Annotated in this window: 18 protein-coding genes; 7 read left to right on the top strand and 11 right to left on the bottom strand. The window is 63.8% G+C overall.

Translation table 11 applies throughout. The features are described 5' to 3' along the window. Positions 1-2: 2 nt before the first annotated feature. From AWB74_RS18515 to AWB74_RS18490, 6 genes are all read right to left on the bottom strand, one after another. A complete protein-coding gene (locus AWB74_RS18515) occupies positions 3-1,040 on the bottom strand; it encodes a glycosyltransferase family 87 protein (RefSeq protein WP_235024621.1) in 1,038 nt (345 codons plus the stop codon). Positions 1,041-1,374: 334 nt separating this feature from the next. Then, positions 1,375-1,737, bottom strand: coding sequence for a DMT family transporter (locus AWB74_RS18510; protein ID WP_061148307.1), 363 nt, complete (start codon positions 1,735-1,737; stop codon positions 1,375-1,377). 153 nt (positions 1,738-1,890) lie between these two features. Next, positions 1,891-3,228 carry a glycosyltransferase family 87 protein gene (locus tag AWB74_RS18505; protein WP_160110277.1) on the bottom strand — a complete coding sequence of 446 codons (1,338 nt, stop codon included), beginning with the start codon at positions 3,226-3,228 and terminating at the stop codon, positions 1,891-1,893. Between the two features lie 52 nt (positions 3,229-3,280). Continuing rightward, positions 3,281-3,664, bottom strand: a complete 384-nt coding sequence (locus AWB74_RS18500; RefSeq protein ID WP_235024620.1) for a DMT family transporter — start codon at positions 3,662-3,664, stop codon at positions 3,281-3,283. Then, the gene (locus AWB74_RS18495; RefSeq protein WP_061148199.1) at positions 3,661-5,082 is read right to left on the bottom strand and encodes a UbiA family prenyltransferase; all 1,422 of its coding nucleotides are present in this window, start codon (positions 5,080-5,082) and stop codon (positions 3,661-3,663) included. The genes AWB74_RS18500 and AWB74_RS18495 overlap by 4 nt, the downstream gene beginning before the upstream one ends. Before the next feature lie 238 nt (positions 5,083-5,320). Beyond that, the gene (locus AWB74_RS18490; RefSeq protein WP_061148198.1) at positions 5,321-6,742 is read right to left on the bottom strand and encodes a UbiA family prenyltransferase; all 1,422 of its coding nucleotides are present in this window, start codon (positions 6,740-6,742) and stop codon (positions 5,321-5,323) included. 253 nt (positions 6,743-6,995) lie between these two features. Between AWB74_RS18490 and AWB74_RS18485 the strand changes: the two genes are divergently transcribed. The 5 genes from AWB74_RS18485 to AWB74_RS18465 all read left to right on the top strand — a co-directional run bounded on the left by AWB74_RS18485 (position 6,996) and on the right by AWB74_RS18465 (position 12,979). Further along, positions 6,996-7,850, top strand: coding sequence for a glycosyltransferase family 2 protein (locus tag AWB74_RS18485; protein ID WP_061148197.1), 855 nt, complete (start codon positions 6,996-6,998; stop codon positions 7,848-7,850). Next, positions 7,847-8,833 (top strand): NAD-dependent epimerase/dehydratase family protein, encoded by a 987-nt coding sequence (locus AWB74_RS18480; RefSeq protein ID WP_061148196.1) that lies wholly within the window; start codon positions 7,847-7,849, stop codon positions 8,831-8,833. Before AWB74_RS18485 ends, AWB74_RS18480 begins: the two co-directional genes overlap by 4 nt. 148 nt (positions 8,834-8,981) lie before the next feature. Beyond that, positions 8,982-10,007, top strand: a complete 1,026-nt coding sequence (locus tag AWB74_RS18475; RefSeq protein WP_061148195.1) for an MraY family glycosyltransferase — start codon at positions 8,982-8,984, stop codon at positions 10,005-10,007. Between the two features lie 12 nt (positions 10,008-10,019). Further along, entirely contained in the window at positions 10,020-11,915 is a 1,896-nt protein-coding gene (locus AWB74_RS18470) for a polysaccharide biosynthesis protein (protein ID WP_061148305.1), read from the top strand. 17 nt (positions 11,916-11,932) lie between these two features. Further along, positions 11,933-12,979 (top strand): glycosyltransferase family 9 protein, encoded by a 1,047-nt coding sequence (locus AWB74_RS18465; RefSeq protein ID WP_061148194.1) that lies wholly within the window; start codon positions 11,933-11,935, stop codon positions 12,977-12,979. Here AWB74_RS18465 and AWB74_RS18460 read toward each other — a convergent pair. The 5 genes from AWB74_RS18460 to AWB74_RS45670 form a co-directional block, all read right to left on the bottom strand. Next, positions 12,966-13,883, bottom strand: a complete 918-nt coding sequence (locus AWB74_RS18460; protein ID WP_061148193.1) for a LysR family transcriptional regulator — start codon at positions 13,881-13,883, stop codon at positions 12,966-12,968. The genes AWB74_RS18465 and AWB74_RS18460 overlap by 14 nt on opposite strands. 84 nt (positions 13,884-13,967) lie before the next feature. Continuing rightward, entirely contained in the window at positions 13,968-14,555 is a 588-nt protein-coding gene (locus tag AWB74_RS18455) for a phosphatase PAP2 family protein (protein WP_061148192.1), read from the bottom strand. Between the two features lie 39 nt (positions 14,556-14,594). After that, on the bottom strand, positions 14,595-15,662 hold the full coding sequence (locus tag AWB74_RS18450) for a GlxA family transcriptional regulator (RefSeq protein ID WP_061148191.1): 1,068 nt from the start codon (positions 15,660-15,662) through the stop codon (positions 14,595-14,597). Between the two features lie 327 nt (positions 15,663-15,989). Then, positions 15,990-16,442 (bottom strand): GDP-mannose mannosyl hydrolase, encoded by a 453-nt coding sequence (locus AWB74_RS18445; protein ID WP_061148304.1) that lies wholly within the window; start codon positions 16,440-16,442, stop codon positions 15,990-15,992. A gap of 28 nt (positions 16,443-16,470) precedes the next feature. Continuing rightward, a complete protein-coding gene (locus AWB74_RS45670; protein ID WP_143749276.1) occupies positions 16,471-16,740 on the bottom strand; it encodes a hypothetical protein in 270 nt (89 codons plus the stop codon). Positions 16,741-17,546: 806 nt separating this feature from the next. On the opposite strand from AWB74_RS45670, the gene AWB74_RS18440 reads away from it, so the two are divergent. Together AWB74_RS18440 and AWB74_RS18435 are read left to right on the top strand one after the other, a co-directional pair. Further along, entirely contained in the window at positions 17,547-18,545 is a 999-nt protein-coding gene (locus tag AWB74_RS18440) for a GlxA family transcriptional regulator (RefSeq protein ID WP_061148303.1), read from the top strand. A gap of 141 nt (positions 18,546-18,686) precedes the next feature. After that, positions 18,687-19,384, top strand: a 698-nt coding sequence (locus AWB74_RS18435) for a sugar phosphate nucleotidyltransferase (protein ID WP_160110274.1), incomplete at its 3' end; no start/stop codon positions are given.

Below are 19,384 nucleotides of genomic sequence, written 5' to 3'. Positions count from 1 at the left end.
ACTCAACTCCGCCCTCCCGCCGAAACCCCTTGCCAGCGCCCTCGCTGCCCCGCAGCCACTGGCGCAAAGTACCTCCCCAGACAGAGCACATAAACGATCGATACCGCGACGAAATACCCTACATTGCGCGCGCTGAAAAACAGAATCAGCACCGCACATGACGCGAGCACGAGTTCAACGCGTGGGCCGATCGCCGAGAGACGCGTTTCCGCCCGCTCCAGGGTCGTGCCAAACAGAATAGCAACAGGAATCAGCAACGCGACGAGATGCACCGGTTCGAGCATCGGCGAGGCGACGAGCATCGTGGTGCAGGCGAGGGCGAAGTCGATGCGGCGGTCAGCATGCTGGCGATAAACCAGCACCACTGCGATCGTGCACACCACGATCGCAGTGACGAGCCAGATCGCGCCCAGCACAGACTGCGAGGGTGACATTCCCGCGAACTTCGACAACGCCTGAAACGCGCCGCGAAGCGAATTGTTCGCGGGCGCACCGCCGAGCAGGAGGTTCTGCGCATTCAGCCGCGGCATGTCCGAGACGAGGTAGTGCAACATCACCTGGAAGCCCAGTTGCCACGCGGTGAAGGCGGTAATCGCCAAGGAAGTCACGGCGGTCGCGATCGCCGTGCGCCACTCGCGGCGCAACAGCAAGAGACCTGCGATCGCAAGCGGTGTCACCTTCAGCACGATGGCCGTACCGAGGAACAGGCCAGCCAGAAAGTGGTTGCCGCGATCGATGAAGAAGAACGTCGCGACGATCAGGAAGAACAGCAACTCGTTCGACTGGCCGAGGTAGAAGTCGTCGAGCAGAGGACGGCTCAGGAGGGCGATCGCTACAATGAGCAGTGGCACGGCCCTGTTTTCTCCGCGATAGGCCAGCTTCGCGAGCATCGCCACGCCGGTGCCGAACAGCACGATGGAGCCGAACGCCCACACACCTTTGGCCGCCAGCGGCGACAGATGGGCGAGCGGCGAGAACAGCAGCGCGAACTGCGGCGGGTAACCAAAGAAGACATCCTCGCCCGTGTTGCGTGCGCCCATCGATTGCAGAAACGCGACGAGCGCCTCGTGATCGTAAAGCCGTGACAGATCGCCCGGGTGCTGTAGCACCGTGGTGAATGCGTAGAAGTAGTAGTTGAAATCGCCGAACAAATCAGCGGGATTCGCGCGGAAGTCAGCGTACAGAGAGCGCGGCACACGCTCCGCAAGGAGACATGCTGCGAACACCAACAGCACTTTTGCGATCGTGCCGAGGCTCAGCACTGACTTGCGGCCCATCGTTCTGGAAGACGACATAAGAATACCCTCGGGTTAGAGCCGCCGGTCAGTACATAGCTGACGCGTTTGCATGGGCGTATTGCGAAAGCGGTTGCAGTCAGGCCGTACTCGCGGTGGGTGCGTACAGCAGCACGACACTGGCGATCAGGAGCGTCGCGCCGGCGAGCGTGCGCATGGACATCACTTCGCCTGAAAGCGCGCCAAAGACCATGATCTCCAGAATCGTCACCGCGACCATCAGGGGATACGCGATGCTCAATTCCATGCGCCTCAACGCGAGCGCATAGAGCACGAAGCCCGCGCCATATGCGCCGATGGCTGCGAGCCGGTAGGCGAGCGGGCGCGCGGCCATGCCGAACAACAGCGCTTCGCCGCTGCCGGACAGCTTGCCGGCGAAGCGCAACAGGATGCTGGCGAGCGCGCTGAAGGTGCCGCTCAAAACAAGAGTGATATACGACATGACGGAAAGCGTTGAGGTCATATCGCGGCGACCACCGCCGCCGCGCAGAGACTGATGAAGAAGCAGCAGATTACGGGAAGTAATTTGTCGTATCTGTGCGCTGAAGGACACACCGACAGCGCACTTTCCGGCATGCACGCACGAGCGTTCTATTCACCCCTGCAGGCGCTTCGCGTGAAGCGGCCCAGCCCAGTACATCAGACCGAGAACCGCGAGTACACCGCAAAGCATCCACGAACCGCCGAGCCAATGGTCGGTGACAAAGTACGATGCAGCGAGTGCCGCCAGAGCAATCGACTTGCCATTCGATGGCCCGAAGCTCAGGAACGCGAACATCACCGCCAGGTACATGGCCGGCATGATGCCGTAGTGATGCTCCCACGCAATCGGCGACGCGACCGCGAAGGTCAAACCGGCGATCAGGAAGTCGAGCAACCCGGACTTCGAATCCGCACGAAGTGGGAGCAACAGCGCAAAGCCGATCAGCACCGCCGAGGACAGCAGCGTGCCGCCGTAGACGATCGGATGGAATGCCGGAAACCCACGCGCCTGCCACACGCTAGGATCGGCAACCGTGTGAAACAGCCGGTTCAAGAATCCATTGACCGATTGATTGGGCATGTACGCTTCGCCCGTTCGCGACAGCTCACGCAGCACGTGAAGATAGTCGATGTGGTTCTGCAAGCCGAAGACGGCCAGCGACAGCACGCCGCCCACTGCGATCGTGACGAGCATACCCGCGCAGAAGCGCCATTGCCGCCGCAACAAACCCCACAGAATAAAGAGTGCGAGTTGCGGCTTGCACAGGCAGATCAGTCCGATCAATACCCCAGTCAGTGCATTGCGCCGGAGCACATACGAAAGCGCCGCCAATGCGAACAAGGTGTTGATCCAGACCTGCGCCTGTCCTAGCCTGAACGCCATCAATATCGGGAAGAACGACAGTGCCGCGAGCGCGCCGAAGATGCCCCAATGCCAGCGGAATGCGGCATGGTTCGCGGAGCGGCTTGCCAGCACGAACGCGAACGCACCCGATGCGATTACATTGATCAGCATGACGAACCAACCGATGCCATTCAGGAGGGCGTCGGTCGGATCGATCCCAAGCGAATGCAACGCATGAAGCGGCAACAGACTGCTAGGGGGATACTGGAATTTCACATGCTCGACGAAGAACAACTGCTCGAACATCCTGCCGCCGGGATGCTGCTCGAACCACGCGAGCGCGCCGCGCATGGGCATCCACGAATCGTTGCCCGCCAGCGACGGCGATGCGAAGAACTGCAGCCATCGCCGCATGAAGACCGCTGTGGGATAGTAGTTGTCCTGGTGCGTGACGACGCGGTCGATGAACCAGAGCGCGACATCCGCGATTGGCGAGATGACGAACACGAAGAGCGCTGCACGAAACAGTTGCGTTCGCGCCGGTGTCGTCGCGGATGCAGGCTCGGCAGGCGCCATTTGAAGCCCCAACGTTTTACGGGAATACATGGACACGCTCCTTGCGGATGGTTCTTCTCGTAGAGTCTCGGTCAGAAGCGACTCAGGCGGTGCTCGCGGTGGGCGCATACAGCAGCACGACACTGGCGATCAGCATCGTCGCGCCGGCGAGCGTGCGCATGGACATCGCTTCGCCGGAGAGCGCGCCAAACGCCATGATCTCCAGAATCGTCACCGCGACCATCAGGGGATACGCGATACTCAGCTCCATGCGCCTCAACGCGAGCGCATAGAGCACGAAGCCCGCGCCATAGGCACCGATGGCTGCGAGCCGGTAGGCGAGCGGACGCGCGGCCATGCCGAACAACAGCGCTTCGCCGTTACCGGGCAGCTTGCCGGCGAAGCGCAAGAGGACGCTGGCGAGCGCGCTGAAGGTACCGCTCAAAACCAGCGTGATATACGACATGACGGAAAGCGTGGAGGTCATATCGCGGAGACCACCGTTGCCACGCACAGACTGATGACGAAGAGGCTCAGGCGGTTCTTGATCGCGTAGACGATCGGATCGTCGGTCATCTTGCCGCGGAACGCCAGCATCCACAGGCGACTGACCCAGTACAGCAGCAGGCCGAACAGCAGCCACAGCATCTTCGGGTGATGATAGAGCGAGCGCACGTCGGACGAGTTCAGGTACAGCGCGAGCACCAGCACTGCGACGTAGCCGGCGGCCGTGCCGAACGAGCGCAGGATGCCGAGATCATGTGTGTCGTAGCCGCGTCCCGCGGCCGACACATTGCCTTCGCGCAAGCACGCATCGAGCTCGGTGTAACGCTTCACCATCGCGAGGCTCAGGAACATCAGCACCGAGAACATGATCAGCCAGTCCGAGAGCACGATATCGCCAGCGGCGGCGCCCGCGATGATGCGCGAGGTATAGAGCGCCGCGAGCGCGAACACATCCACGAGCATCATGCGTTTGAGCTTGAACGAGTAGGCGATGGTCGCGATGAAGTAGCCCGTGAGCACGAGCTGGAAGTCCGGCGAGAGATACGTCGCGAGCCACGCGGATGTGACGAGCAGCGTCACGCACAGCATCATGCCGAAGGAAAGCGGCAACTGCCCCGACGCGAACGGCCGGTTGCGCTTTCTCGCATGACGGCGATCGGAGTCGAGGTCGAGCATGTCGTTGAGCAGGTACACCGACGACGCGCAGAGACTGAACGACAGAAAGGCGATGGCTTCGGCGAGCATCGTCTTCGAATCGGTGAAGCGGTGCGACGCGAGCAAGGGCACGAAGATCAGCAGGTTCTTGACCCACTGATAGACGCGCATTTCCTTGATGGTCAGGCGAACGAACGATCGCTTCTGCTCGAAGAACACGATCGTCTCGTTGACCTTCTCAGCCGCCGAGGCAATATGTCGGTTGCCGACCACGATCGCCTGACGCGACTGCTTCCAGACGGGCACGTCCGCGCGCGCGTTGCCGCAGTAGTCGAAACCGTGCAGCCCGAACTGTTCGGTGAGCGCGCCCGCCTTGTTGTTTCCGGACAGGTTGTGCGCCTCGTCGCTGGCGAGCACGCCCTTGAAAAAGCCGAAATGCGTGGCAACCTGCTCGGCGAACTGCTGGTTCGAAGCCGTGCACAAGTAGAGGTCTCGCCCGGTCGAGCGCTGTTCGCGCAGGTAATCGACGAAACGCGCGTTGTAGGGCAGCACGGACACATCGATGGCCACGCGCTGCGCGATTTGCGCCTTGAGATAAGCCTTACCGCGCAGCAGCCAGCCGATGCAGAGCAATGCGTAGATCGGATTCCTCTTGACCAGCACGAGGAAGGATTCGACAAGCAGGTCGGTGGAGGTCAGGGTGCCGTCCAAGTCGACGCAAAGGGGAACGCTCGCTTCGGCCATGTTCTTTTCTCGGAATATTGATTTAAGTATCGATATGCCAGCGGCGGCAAGCTCGGAGCCGGATGGTTGCAGCAGATTACGGCAAGTAATTTGTCGTATCTGTGCGCTGAAGGACGCATCGAACGCGCGCCCTGGCACGCTCGCACGAGCGTTCGATCCCGGCCCTGCGTGCGTTTTTTTGCGAGAAATGAGCGGCCGTGTGCCGGCCGTGAGAGAGCGACGCGCTATGCGCTCATCGTCAGATTGCGAGCCAGAACGAGAAGCCGCACAGCGCAACGACCGCGAGGCTCATGCGGTCGCGGGCCGCGAACACGATGGGGTCGTCGTTCATTCGGCCGCGATGCGTGATGATCCACGTCCGGCTGAACCAGTAGAGCATCAGCGGACAAACCATCCAGATGAATTGCGGATTCCGGTAGAGCACGGTGGTGTGCCCGTCCTGGATATACAGCGCGAGCACGAGCACCGAAAGATAGCCCGACGAGGTGCCGAGCGACGACACGATGGAAAGATCGCTCGCCAGATAGCCTCGTCCGCGCGCTCCTTCGCGTCCGGCCTTCATCATCGAATGGAGCTCGGTGTAGCGCTTCACGAGCGCGAGGCTCAGGAACGCGAACATCGAGAACGCCAGCAGCCAGAAGGTGAGCGGCACGTGGATCGACGCCGCCCCGGCGATGATGCGCGACGTGTACAGCGCGGCCAGCACGACGACGTCGATCATCACCTGACGCTTGAGCGCGAGCGAATAGGCGAGCGTCAGCACGTAGTAGCCGAGCAGGGCCGCGATGAACTTCCAGGACAGGAACGTCAGCGCGATCGCGAACGAGGCGGTGAGCAGGACAGGGCAAAGCGCCACGCCCCAGATGAGCGGCATCGTGCCGGCGGCGAGCGGGCGCTTGCGCTTGACCGGATGCTGGCGGTCGTCCTGAAGATCGAGCAGGTCGTTGAGCAGATACACGCTCGACGCGCACAGCCCGAACGCAAAAAACGCGAGCACGGCGAACCCGATTGCCGCCGGCGATCTCATCTGATGCGCTGCGAGCAGCGGCACGAACACCAGCACGTTCTTCAGCCACTGATGTAGCCGCAGCGACTTCGCCCAGACCCTGAGCGTCGGCTGGCGATTCTCGAAGACCTGCTCGATGTTGTCGTGCTTCGACGCCGCGCGCACGACGCCCGCATGCGGATTGACCACGTACGCGCGATCGGCGGCAGCCCACACGGCGAGATCGTCGTGCGAGTTGCCGACATAGTCGAATCCCTTCTCGCCGTACTCGGCGACGAGCCGGTCGCGCTTGCGATGCGAAGAGAGATTGACGTGTTCGTCGGTGGCGAACACGCGATCGAAGATGCCGAGGTGCTCCGCGATCCGATGCGCAAACGACTCATGGCTCGCGGTCGCGAGCGCGATCGTACGGCCCGCGGCGCGCATGTCCCGCAGCCAGTTGACGACCTGCAGGTTGTAGGGAAGGGTCGTGACATCGATCGTCACATGCTCGGCGAGCCGCGATTTCAACACGGGCTTGCCGCCGCTCGCGAGCCATTGCAGCGGCTTGTAGAACCTCTGCGGGAACGCTCTCAGAAACGCGAACCCGCTCTCGACGAGAATGTCGGAGCGAATCAGCGTACCGTCCAGATCGACGACAATGGGCTTGCTCATACAATTCACCTGGGGTGATCGGTTAAGCCCACGGCGCGTCCGGTCCGAACCGGGAATACGGCGGATCGGGCGGCGGAACGCTCCACTTGCTGGCGGAATTTAGCACAACCTGTAACAAAAACAGTTCGTCTTACCGCGCTGCAAGGCACGTCGCGTGGTTGCCGAAAGGACCGACATTGAGGACAATCTGAAAGTTTTTCACTCGTCGATGCGGTCCGTTTTCCTCTCGTGGCGCGGACACCCCCTTTGTCCGATGAACGCGAATGCCCCGCACAGCCAATCGGCGAAGCCGTCCGATTCCGCCATCACCCTCAGCATTTCAATCGTGGTCTACCGGCCCGACGCCGCGTTGCTCGCGCGCACGGTCGAAACGCTCGAAAGCGCGCTCGCGCAGCTGCATGACGTCGCCGGCCGCCCGTGCCTGTATCTGATCGACAACGGCAATCCAGGCGAGCTCGCCGCGCTGCCCGTGCCTTCCGACGCCGAATTCGACACCGTCGTGCTGAAAGGGCACGGCAACGTCGGCTACGGGCGCGGCCACAATCTCGCGATCGAGCGCGCGAAGAGCCGCTTCCATCTGATCCTGAACCCGGACGTCGAACTCAACGCCGATGGGTTGCGCCGCGCGCTCGCCTTCCTGCGCGACTCGCCCGAGACGGGCCTGCTCGCGCCCTGGATCGGCGGCGACGACGGCCGTCAGCAGTTCCTCTGTCGCCGTTATCCCGCCGTCCTCGATCTCTTCGTGCGCGGCTTCCTGCCGTCGGCGCTGCGCAAGCCATTCGCGCGGCGTCTCGCGCGCTACGAAATGCGCGATGTCATCGGCGAGACGAACGTGGTGTGGGACCCGCCGATCGTCAGCGGCTGCTTCATGCTCTTTCGCACCGACGTGCTGAAGTCGCTCGGCGGCTTCGATTCGCGTTATTTCCTCTACTTCGAGGACTACGACCTGAGCCTGCGCACGCGCCGGGTCGCGCGCATCGCGTATGTGCCGTCGGTGCGCATCCTGCATCACGGCGGCGGCGCGTCGAAAAAGGGCTCGACGCATATCAAGCTTTTTGTGACCTCGGCGTGCCGGTTCTTCAACCGCTTCGGCTGGAAGTGGCTATGAGCGAAGCGAGCCGGCGCATCGCCATTACCGGCGCCAACGGCTTCGTCGGCCGCGCGGTCAGCCGCGCCTTGCTCGCGCGCGGCATCGCGGCGACGGGCCTCGTGCGGCATGGCGCGCAGTGCGAGCCGGGTGTCGATGTGCGCGCCATCGACGAACTCGACGCGCTCACGCCCGACGCGTTCGAAGGCTGCGGCGCGGTGATCCACCTCGCCGCGCGCGTCCACATGATGAGCGACGCCGCCGCGCAGAAGAAATCGGTATCGCGGGCGGACGAGCTGCTGGACGCGTATCGGGCGATCAATGTCGACGGAACGCTCGCCGCCGCCGACGCCGCCCGTCGCGCCGGCGCCACGCGCTTCGTGCTGATGAGCAGCATCAAGGTGCTCGGCGAGCGCGATCCGGGCCGTCCCTTCACCGAAGACGACGCGCGCCATCCACCCGATGCCTACGGCGTCTCGAAGGCCGAAGCCGAAGTCCGGTTGCTCGAATTCGGCAGCCGCACGGGACTGGAAATCGCCGTCGTGAGGCCGCCGCTCGTGTACGGTCCCGGCGTGCGCGCCAATTTCCTCGCGATGATGAACGCGATCGCGCGCGGCATGCCGTTGCCGCTCGGCGCGATCGAGGCGCGGCGCAGTCTCGTCAGCGTCGACAATCTCGCGAGCGCGAGCATCGAATGTGCACTCAATCCGGCCGCCGCGGGCCGTGTGTTCCATGTGACCGACGGCTACGACCCGAGCGTGACCGAGCTGGCCCGCAAGCTCGGCGAGCATCTGGGCAAGCCGGCGCGGCTCGTGCCGGTGCCGGCCGGCCTGCTGCGCGGCATCGCACGCGTGGCCGGCAAGACGGCGCAGATCGATCGTCTGACGGGCAGTCTGCGCGTCGATTCTCACCGCATCCGCGAGACGCTCGGCTGGCAGGCGCCCCAATCGCTCGACGAAGGACTCGCCGCCACGGCCGCGTGGTTTCGAATCCGTAAGCCATGAAAGCTAAAATAGCGTGAACGCGATTTTTCGTTGTTCGTCAGACAGTTAAAACAAAACCCGGCGAGCGTTCGCGTATCCTTTGGGTCTTTACAAAACAAACGAATTGCCAGACGAACAGGGCCTCGTTTCGACAACTCGATAAAACTGCATGCTGCTTTCGTATTTTGAAGCTTCGCCGATGCTGGCCGCATCGACGGTCGCGGTCTTGGCGTTCGCCGCGTGCGCGCTGATTCTTCAGACGCTCATCCGCACCGGCCTCGCGTGGCGCCTCGCCACCGACATCCCCAACGAGCGCTCGCTGCACGAGCGTCCGACGCCGCGCGTCGGCGGCTGGGGCGTCGTGCCGGTCGCGGTGCTCGCGTTGCTGGTCACGGCGCCGTCGATGTGGCTCGTCGCCGCCTGCGCGGTCTTTCTCGCCGCGGTATCGCAGATCGACGACCGCCGCGGCTTGCCGGCGCGCGTGCGCTTCGCGGCGCATATCGTCGCGGTGGTGCTCGTCATCGCCGCGCATCCGGCTGACGTGCCGTGGTGGGCGCTCGCGCTCGTCGGCTTCCTGATGCTGTGGCTCGTCAATCTCTACAACTTCATGGACGGCTCCGACGGGCTCGCCGGCGGCATGGCGCTCTTCGGCTTCGGCGGCTACGCGCTCGCGGCGCTGGCCGGACCTGCGCCCCACGCCGATCTCGGTCTTGCGAGCGCGGGCGTCGCGGGTGCGGCGCTCGGGTTTCTGACGCTCAATTTCCATCCGGCGCGGATTTTTCTCGGCGATGCCGGGTCGATCCCGCTGGGCTTTCTAGCCGGCGCGTTCGGCTACTGGGGCTGGCAGCGGGGCGCGTGGCCGGTCTGGTTTCCGGCGCTGGTATTCTCGCCGTTCATCGCGGATGCGTCGGTGACGCTGTTGCGGCGTCTCGCGCGCGGCGAAAAATTTTGGCAAGCGCACCGGGAGCATTACTATCAGCGCATGGTGCGCCTCGGAATGGGGCACGCGCGCACCGCGCTCACGTGGTATCTGCTCATGCTGGCAGGCATCATCCTCGCCAACTGGGCGCTACGGTTTTCCTTCGCCGGGCAGTGGGCGGCAGTGGCGGGCTGGGCAGTCGTGGTTGTGGCAGCGGGCGCGGTGGTCGACGCGCATTGGCGGCGTCATGAGACGCGCCATTCCGGACAATCTTGAGGGTCCATGCTGATGAATCGAATAAAAGCTTCATGGCTATCGGCAGGTGCGTTCTTCTTCGACCTGGTCGCCGTCGCCGGGTCGTGGCTCGCCGCCTACGTGATCCGCTTCAACGGCGCCGTGCCGCACGACTTCCGTGAAGGCGCGCTCGCCGCGCTCGTCTGGGTGCTGCCGGTCTACGGCGTCGTCTTCCGCGTCTTCGGTCTCTATCGCGGCATGTGGGTGTTCGCGAGCCTGCCGGACCTGATGCGCATCTCCAAGTCGGTCGTCGTGGGCGCGCTAGTCGTCATGATCGGCGCGGTGATGTCGCAGCCGACGCCCATCATCCCGCGCTCGGTGCTCATCGTCTCGCCGCTCTTGCTGTTCCTCGCGATGGGCGGCGCGCGCGCTCTCTATCGCGCGGGCAAGGAGTTCTATCTGTACGGCGGCCTCGTCGGCCAGGGCAAGCCCGTGATCGTGCTCGGCGCGGGCACGGCGGGCGCAATGCTCGCGCGCGAGCTGGCGCGCTCGAGCGAGTGGCGTCTCGTCGGCCTGCTCGATGACGATCCCGCGAAGCAAGGCCGCGAAGTGCTCGGGCACAAGGTGCTCGGCGCGTTCGGCGATCTGCCGCGCTTCGCCGAGCAACTGAAGACGGACTACGTGATCATCGCGATTCCGTCGGCATCGGTCGACGAGCAGCGACGCGTCGCCACGTTGTGCGTGCGCGCCGGCGTGAAGGTGATGGTGCTGCCCGCGCTCTCGCCGCTCACCGAAGGCACCAACTTCCTGTCGCGCGTGCGCCAGATCGATCTCGAAGATCTGCTCGGCCGCGAGCCGGTGAAGATCGACATGCCGCACGTCGAGCAATTGCTGCACGGGCGCGTCGTAATGGTCACGGGCGGTGGCGGCTCGATCGGCTCGGAGCTGTGCCGCCAGATCCTGCGATTCTCGCCGGCGCAACTGATCGCCTACGACCTCTCCGAATACGCGATGTACCGGCTCATCGAAGAGCTGCACGAGAAGTTTCCGGAGTGCTCGGTGATTCCGGTCGTCGGCGATGCAAAGGATTCGCTGCTGCTCGATCAGACGATGGCGCGCTTCACGCCGCACATCGTCTTCCATGCGGCGGCCTACAAGCACGTGCCGCTGATGGAAGAGCAGAACGCTTGGCAGGCGGTGCGCAACAACGTGCTCGGCACGCTGCGCGTCGCGCGCGCGGCGATCCGCCACGAGGTGCGCCACTTCGTGCTGATTTCCACCGACAAGGCCGTCAACCCGACCAACGTAATGGGCGCCTCCAAGCGTCTCGCCGAGATGGCGTGTCAGGCGCTGCAGCAATCCGCGCCGCACACGCAGTTCGAGACGGTGCGCTTCGGCAACGTGCTCGGCAGCGCGGGCAGCGTGATTCCGAAGTTCCAGCAGCAGATCGCGAAGGGCGGGCCGGTGACGGTCACGCATCCGGAGATCACGCGCTTTTTCATGACGATCCCCGAGGCCGCGCAGCTCGTGTTGCAGGCATCGAGCATGGGGCGTGGCGGCGAGATCTTCATTCTCGACATGGGGCAGCCCGTGAAGATCGTCGATCTCGCGCGCGACCTGATTCGTCTCTACGGTTTCTCGGAAGAGCAGATCCGCATCGTGTTCACGGGGCTGCGTCCGGGCGAAAAGCTGTACGAAGAACTCCTCGCCGACGACGAAACCACCACGCGCACGCCGCATCCGAAGCTGCGCATCGCGCAGGCGCGAGGCGTGCCGGATCATTTCATCGACGAACTGCTGCCATGGCTCATGCAGCATCGCGTGCTGTCCGACGAAGAAACGCGCCGCGATCTGCGCCGCTGGGTGCCGGAGTATCAGACGGCGGTGTTGCCGGTGCTGCAAAGCGTGGCGAACGCGCAGGCCGCGCGCGAGCACGGCGCAGCGGGCTGACACGGACGGGGTCACGCATGACGACGCTCGACGAGGTTCATGCGCTGACTCACGCGGGTTCACTGTTGTCGGGAAGCGGCGAGATCGTCGCGCCGTACGATCTCGAAGTGACGCACGCCGATGCATCGGGCTTCACTGCCTTGCCCGCCGATATCCACAACGCGGACCGCGAACCCTTCGAAGCGGACTATGCGCTTGCGCGCCGCGTTCATCTCGTCAATGCGTTCGGTGTCACGCTCGGCGATTCGATCATCGGGCTGTCGGCGCTCGCCGCGATCAGGCGGCGTCATCCGCATCTCGCGTTCACGGTGTATCGTCCGGCGCGCGCGCCACGCTACGTGCAGCGTCTCTACGAGCTCGCGCGCCATATGTGCGATCTCGTCGATCTGCCCGTGCCGCTCGCGAGCCTTCCGCGCGATGAATTTCGCATCGACATCGGCAATCAGCTTTTCTGGCCGCGCTTCGCCTCGATGCCGATGATCGATTTCTTCCTCTGGGCGATGGGCGTCGCGCCCGACAGCATCGCCGCGGACGACAAGCGCAATCGCTGGCTTGCCGATGTGCCGCTGCCTTCGCCTGACAGCGAGCCTTACGCGCTCTTCTGTCCCGACGCGAGCACGCCGGTGCGCAGCATTCCCGCGCCGGCGCGTGCGCGGATCGTCGCGCGGCTCGCGGATGAAACCGGTCTGCCGGTGGCGGGCTTCGGCGCGGTCGATCATCCGCGTTATCGCAACATCGCGCTGCTGTGCGCCGATACCGACGACTTCCTCGCGTGGATCAGGCACGCGCGCTATCTCGTGACGGCGGACACGTCGGCGCTGCACGTCGCGGCCGGCTTCGACGTGCCGACGACCGCCTTCTTTTCGACGATTCCCGCGTCGATGCGCGCGCGAGATTACGCGGACTGCGTCGCGGTGGAGATGGATGTGCCGCATTTGCAAGGCATGCACGCGAGCGCGCGCCCGGCGGACCTCGACGCGCTGGAACGCGCCTACCGCGATTACGACTGGCGCGCGATGCCTTTCGCGCGCGTCGGACCGCGTGTGACGCTCAGTTCGGCCTGACCTGAAAGATGGGCAGCCTGCTATACAGCTCCGCGACCCAGTCGATGAACACGCGCACGCGGCGCGGCTGATGCCGGTTGGCCGCATACAGCACCGACACCACGCGCGGGTGCGACGGATAATCCTTGAGCACTTCCTTGAGCGCGCCGCTCCTGATGAGCGGATCGAGCGTGTAGCTCGAACTCTGGATCAGCCCGAGCCCGTTCACGCCTGCCGCGATGTATGAATCGCCATCGTTGACGGCGATCTTGTGCTTCATCGCGACGGTGCGCGTTTCGCCATCAGCGACGAACTCCCAGTTGCGCACGCGCCCCGAGTTGTTCAGCACGTAGCCGACGGCGAGATGATCGTCGAGATCGTCGAGCGAGGTCGGCTCGCCATGCTTCTCGATGTACTTCGGCGCCGCGCACGTGATCTGCGTATACGCGCCGATGCGCTTCGCGACCAGCCCGACATCGCCGACCGCACCCACGCGCACGACGCAATCGACCGCTTCCTCGACGAGATCCACTTGCCGGTCGGTGAGCAGCAGTTCGACGCCGATGTCCGGATACGCCGCGAAGAATTCCGGCAGCGCGGGAATGATCGTGTTCTTCGCCATCACTTGCGGCAGGCTGACTTTCACGTTGCCCTTCGGACTCAGCTTCGAATGCGACAGCGACGCTTCCATGTCGTCCACTTCGCCGAGCACGCGCACGCAGCGGTCGTAATACGCTTCGCCGTCTTCCGTGATGCTGATGCTGCGCGTCGTTCGATTGATGAGGCGCGCGCCGAGATGCGCTTCGAGCGCCTGCAGCGTGCGCGAGACGCTCGCGGGAGGCAGACGCAGTGCGTCGGCGGCTTTGGAGAAACTGCCCGCCTCGACGACGCGCGCGAACACTTTCATTGCAAGGAAGCGATCCATGCTCGGGTCCGGAAACGTGATTTTTTAAGCGACGATCATACTAGGGATCGTCATGCAGGCGCCGGAACGGAGCACGTCGGTCCTTCAGAGCGCGATTCCCTGACAGAACCACCACGAGTAGTGTTCGATCATCCGCTGAAACGGCGCGTGATGGCCGTAGGCGATCGACGAGACCGCGAGAAATCCGAGGCCCGCAGCGAGCGCGCCCGGCATCTTGCGCGGCCGGTCGAAGACGCGCGCGAGGAACAGGGCGGCGATGGCCGCGCCGAGCATCCAGCCCGCGACGACTTCGGCGGGCGTGTGCGCGTCCTGCATGATGCGGCTCGCACCGATGGCCGCCGCGAGCGCGAGCCCGGCGGCCGCGCCCAAGCGATACCAGCCGCCGCCGAAGCCGCCGAGCAGCAGGCCGCCCGCAACCGTGTAGATGGAAGCGGCGAGCATCGTGTGACCGCTGATCATGCGCAATTCGATGGCGGCGAATTCGAGACCGCAGCCGGCATACAGAATCTTCGAGAGGCCGACGAGCCCCATGCCGAGCGCGAGCAACATGGCCCAGCGCAGCGCGAGGCGGATATCGACCGAGCGCAGCCAGAGTGCGCAGACGAGCGCGAGCGGCAGTAGAAACGCCGCGTCGCCGAGATTCGAAAGCGTCCAGAGTACCTTTGATTCCATGCGTGTCCGTTCAGGTCTCGCGGGCGTTTTCGACCCCGCTTATGAAGTGTCGCCCGGTTTTCGGCGGCCCGCCATCCGGTATTCGGTCGGAGAAATGGACAGGCGCTTGCGGAAGATTTTCGCGAGGCCGTCGCCGCTGCCGGCGCCGCAACGCCGTGCGATCTTGTCGACGGGCAAATCGGTCGCGGCGAGCAGCATGCAGCTCGCATCGAGCCGCGCGCGCAGCAAATACTCCGATGGCGTCAGCCCGATCTGCGCCTTGAAGCGGCGCAGGAAATTGCGTTCGCTCATCGCGGCGACCCGTGCGGCATCCGTGATCGAAATCGGCTGCACGTAGTTCTCGCGAATCCAGCGCGCCGCGGCTTCGATCTTCTGGCGCACGCCGCCGCCTTCAGTGTCGTCGAGCACGGTGGCGAGCTTTTGCCACGCGCCGGGAATCGAGCGCTCCGACACTTCACGCGCGACGGCCGAGCCATGATCGCGCTTGATGATCGACAGCGCCGCCGCGATCGGCCCTTTCGGATCGTCCAGCGTGAGCGTCTGTTCGGCGATGAAAAGCGGGTTTGACAGCGTGGACATCAGCGCGGGCGAGGGCGCGCGCTCGTCGGCGTCACCGATGAAATCCAGCGAGCGGTTCTGCACGCTCAGATTGGCCGCGGCGAGAATGTGCGCGCCTTCGCCGATCGCCTTGACGAACGGAATCTTCGGCGCCACGCGGCCGAGGCGCTTTCTCAGCACTGCATCGTGCCGCGCCTGCCGCGCGCCCGCGCCGCCTGCGATGAAGAGCGCGTCGCACTCGTTCATCCATCGTGTTTCGAGGCTTTCGGTCCAGATGCGCATCGAGCAGGTGCTCGCTACGCTGCCGCCTTCACTCGACAGAAACATCAGCGAGTAATTCGGCGCGCGAGCGGGCTGTCCGGCCTCCGCGGGCAGGCGAACCTGATTCGCGAGCGAGAAGACCTCGGAGATCGAACTGACCTCGACGAGCGAAAATTCCTCGAAGATCAGAATGCCGATCCGCTTTGCCGCGCTGGCCATGTCGGCGGGCGGCGGTTCGGCGGCTGCCCGCACGACCTGGAGCCTGCCCGTGCCATTGGCGTACACCATCGACTTCTCCCCTGTGCGGACCGGAGCCGGCGTGCGGCGCCTCGTTCCGGTCCCATCCAAGAAGGAACGCAAGTAGCGGGAAAGCGAGTTACATGGGTCGCACTATACGCGGCAGCCCACAGTTGCCGCGCGCCGAGGCCGAAATTGACGAACTGTTGGCAGATGATCTCGATACCCGCGGGATAAGCTCACATCATTGATGTCGTCTGATGAAACAAAGCGCCTCGACGGCATCCGGTGCAGCAGGATTCTTGGCGGGAGGGCGGGCGGCGCGCAGCGATGTGCGCCGCTCGTCTTTGCGGCGTGCGCTTCGCGCGTTTCGTCCGGTCAGCGGAAATAGGCCTTCGTGTTTTCGTGGACGTCGTCGCGTGCGAGCAGTTCGTCGGGCGGGAGCCAGAGGTAGCCGCTGTGCTGATCGAAGCGGCCGATCGGCACGCTGCCGCTCAGGGTCATCGCGTGGGCGAGCACGATGTAATGCGTGCCGATGCCATCGGCGCCCGCGAAGTTGTCGTCGTAGTGATGTTCGTAGACGCCGAAGAAGCGCGATGCCGAACGCGCCGCGCTCGCGACGCCGAGCTCGTTGTTGACGATGCGCCTGAATGCGGCGTCGAGCGTCTCATCTTTCTTGATGCGTCCGCCGGGCACGAACCAGGTGCCTTGAGCCGGACGATTGCGTCGATGGCCCAGCAGAATGCGCCGGTTGCCGTCGGTGACGATCAGATCGATTGCCACGAGCGGCGTGAGCCGCACCACCGTCAAAAAATCCGCCTGGCTGAGCATCATCTCTCCGTGTCGGGTGCCGGCCGCTTCATCGGTCTGCATGCGCGCCAGGCGCGAACGATGATGCCGTCGCCGCCGCCTGGCCTACCGTGCGGGTACGCACGCCCCGGCCCGTTCTCACGATTGAAACATCGTGCGCGGCGACGCGGTGCGCCGGCTGGATCGTTGCAAAGCCGGCAAAGCTGACCGATTTGGAAACCCCGCTGGCGGCACGAAACAGCCGGATGGCGGACACAATTTCCTCGCGCGGAATTAATTTCAATCCACCGATGATTACAAATCTGGAATTCGCCAACACTGAAATTGGCGTCGAAACGTGCGCCGCCGCAAACCGGTGAACCGAATTTCGATGCGATCGCCGCCCGAGTCCCGCGTGCGCGCAGCTTCGCCGCCGTTACGGACATGCCGCATTGCAGCATCAAACCTCATATGAAACTACCGCATTATGCCGTTGAATAAAAGCTGAATTGAATAATTCAAATTAATTCGCGGGGCCTGCATCGGATTATCGGAATATAAGGAATAATTAACTGGCAATCTAATTCCGCTGTTTCTCATGCGTCTGCGTGGCTGATTACATAAAGTTTGAAAATGTAACTGCGGGACCAAAATTTTCCGATTTAGCCGGTCCGAACGATCGATCTCGCGGCAATCGATGTTTCATAAATGAATCAATTTAGTTCGTCAGACAAACGCCATAATCTTCCCGAAACCCGCGGAGCGCCGCGCGTCGGGGCTCTGCGGCGGTCAGGCTGTCCGATTCGGCGGCATGGATAGCAAAATGCGCTAACACAGCGCACGGAAATTTGTATGACAAAGCCGGCTTTGTTTTTCACGTACTGAAAAACGCGGCGAATCGAATTCGGGATAGCATATGCAAATGTGCGGTCACCCTCACAGCGGAACAGAAATTGTGGTTTAAGCGCGAAAATCTGAAGCGCAAAAAAGATTGTCTGCTTATTATTCATCCCAGCGGATCGATTCCGCCAACACTTCGTTCCAATCGGTCACGGCAACCCGGCGAAGTTCGGGATAGTTCCTTGATGCGCCGCAATGGCCGAAATTCTTCCGCGCCTTCCAGGAAACAAGCAGCAGAGGATGACCATGCCTTATGCCAATGTAGAAACCGCCGCGGTGGGCTGGACGCCCACCGCGACGAGAGCCTCGCAGACCGAGGTCCGCAACATCGCGATTCTGCTGTTCGACGGCTTTTCCCTGCTCGGCGCGGGGATCGTCGCGGAGGTCTTCCATATGGCGAACGAGTTGTCGTCGGCGAAGTCCCGCGCGGAAGTGCAGTACGACGTGCGGTTTCTGTCCGTCGAGGGCGGCAATGTGGCGTGCTCGTCGTCGGTGCGCGTGTGGACCGACGGGCTCGATGCGCGCCACTACGGCGGCTTCGACGCGCTCTTCGTCGCGGGCGGCCGCGGCGCCGATGCCGCCGCGAAGGACGATCGCATCGTCGAATGGCTGCGCCGGGTGCAGTCGAAGACCACGGTCGTGCGCGCGATCTCCGAAGGGCGCAAGGTGCTCGACGCCGCGGGCATCGGAAACGCGCAGGACGCGCAGCGCCACGGCAACGCGATGATTCATCTCGTGCGCGACGAGCAGCAGGGCGACGCGGGCGACCGCTATGAATCGATGAAGGGCGCGCTCGTCATCGTGAAGCGCGATCTGGGCATCGACGTGTCGCGCAGCGTGGCCGAGCGGCTGATGCCCGGCTCCGCCGCGAAGCTCGTGTCGATTCTCGGCGACAGCGGCGCGGCTTCGGCGGGCGACAAGATCCGCGCGGCGGCGCGCTGGCTGCAGGACAACTGCGAACGGCCGATTTCGGTCGTCGATGCGGCGCAGGTGGCCGCGATGAGCGAGCGCAACTTTTTGCGCCGCTTCAAGATCGAGATGGGCATCACGCCATCCGATTATTTGCTGCAGGCGCGTCTTGCCGTCACCTGCGCGCTCCTGACGGATTCGGAGCTGCCGGTCGACAAGATCGCGCGCAGAAGCGGCATGGGTAACGGCGACAGGCTCGCCAAGATTTTTCGCAAGCGTCTGTTGATCTCGCCGACGGAGTACCGGATGCAGAGCAGGCGCGAAGCGAATGGCTGAGCCGCGCGAAGTGTGACGCGGGCCGCGCAAGCGCCAATGATGGCGTAAAGCGTCGGACATTTGGCCGGACCCGATCGGTCCGGCACTGAATCATTCTCGGGCGGCATTGCAGTTCGATGAATACGAAGGCAGGAGTCCTCTATGACGAATGAAGCACGCACGGAAGGTGGGGTGGCGCAAGGAGCAGCAGGTGTGGAGGCGGGTCCGGCCAAGGCGGCCGGACCTTGCCGACGCCTCGTTCCCGTCATCCTCGCCGGCGGCTCGGGCACACGCCTGTGGCCGATGTCGCGTGAACAGTTCCCGAAGCAATTGATCGGCGTCGTCGGGCGTGACTCGTTGCTTCAGGCCACGGTGTCGCGCCTGAAGGGTTTTTCGGGCGATTTCAAGGTGGACGGCGAGCCCATCATCGTATGTGGCGAGGAGCATCGCTTCACTACCGAAGAGCAGACGCGCGAGAGCGGCGTCGATGCACGCATCATCGTCGAGCCTGCGCGCCGGGACACTGCGCCCGCGCTCACGCTCGCGGCGCTCGCTGCAATGAAGGACGGCGACGACGCGATCATGGTCGCGATGCCCGCCGATCACTCCATCGCCGATATTCCGGCGCTGCATCGCGCGATCGCGATTGCGGCGGAGCATGCGGAGCGCGGCGTGATCGCGACGCTCGGCATTCCGCCGACGCGCCCCGATACCGGTTTCGGCTATATCCGCCTGGGCGAGTCGCTTGAAGACGGCGCGCACCGCATCGACCGCTTCGTCGAAAAGCCCGCGGCGGAGCTTGCCGCGCAATACGTCGCGGCGGGCACGTACTGGTGGAACAGCGGCATTTTCATCGTGCG

Origin of the sequence: Caballeronia arvi (assembly GCF_001544695.2) — a bacterium.
Lineage (GTDB): Bacteria > Pseudomonadota > Gammaproteobacteria > Burkholderiales > Burkholderiaceae > Caballeronia > Caballeronia arvi.
This window is presented reverse-complemented; position numbering and strand designations above follow the sequence as displayed.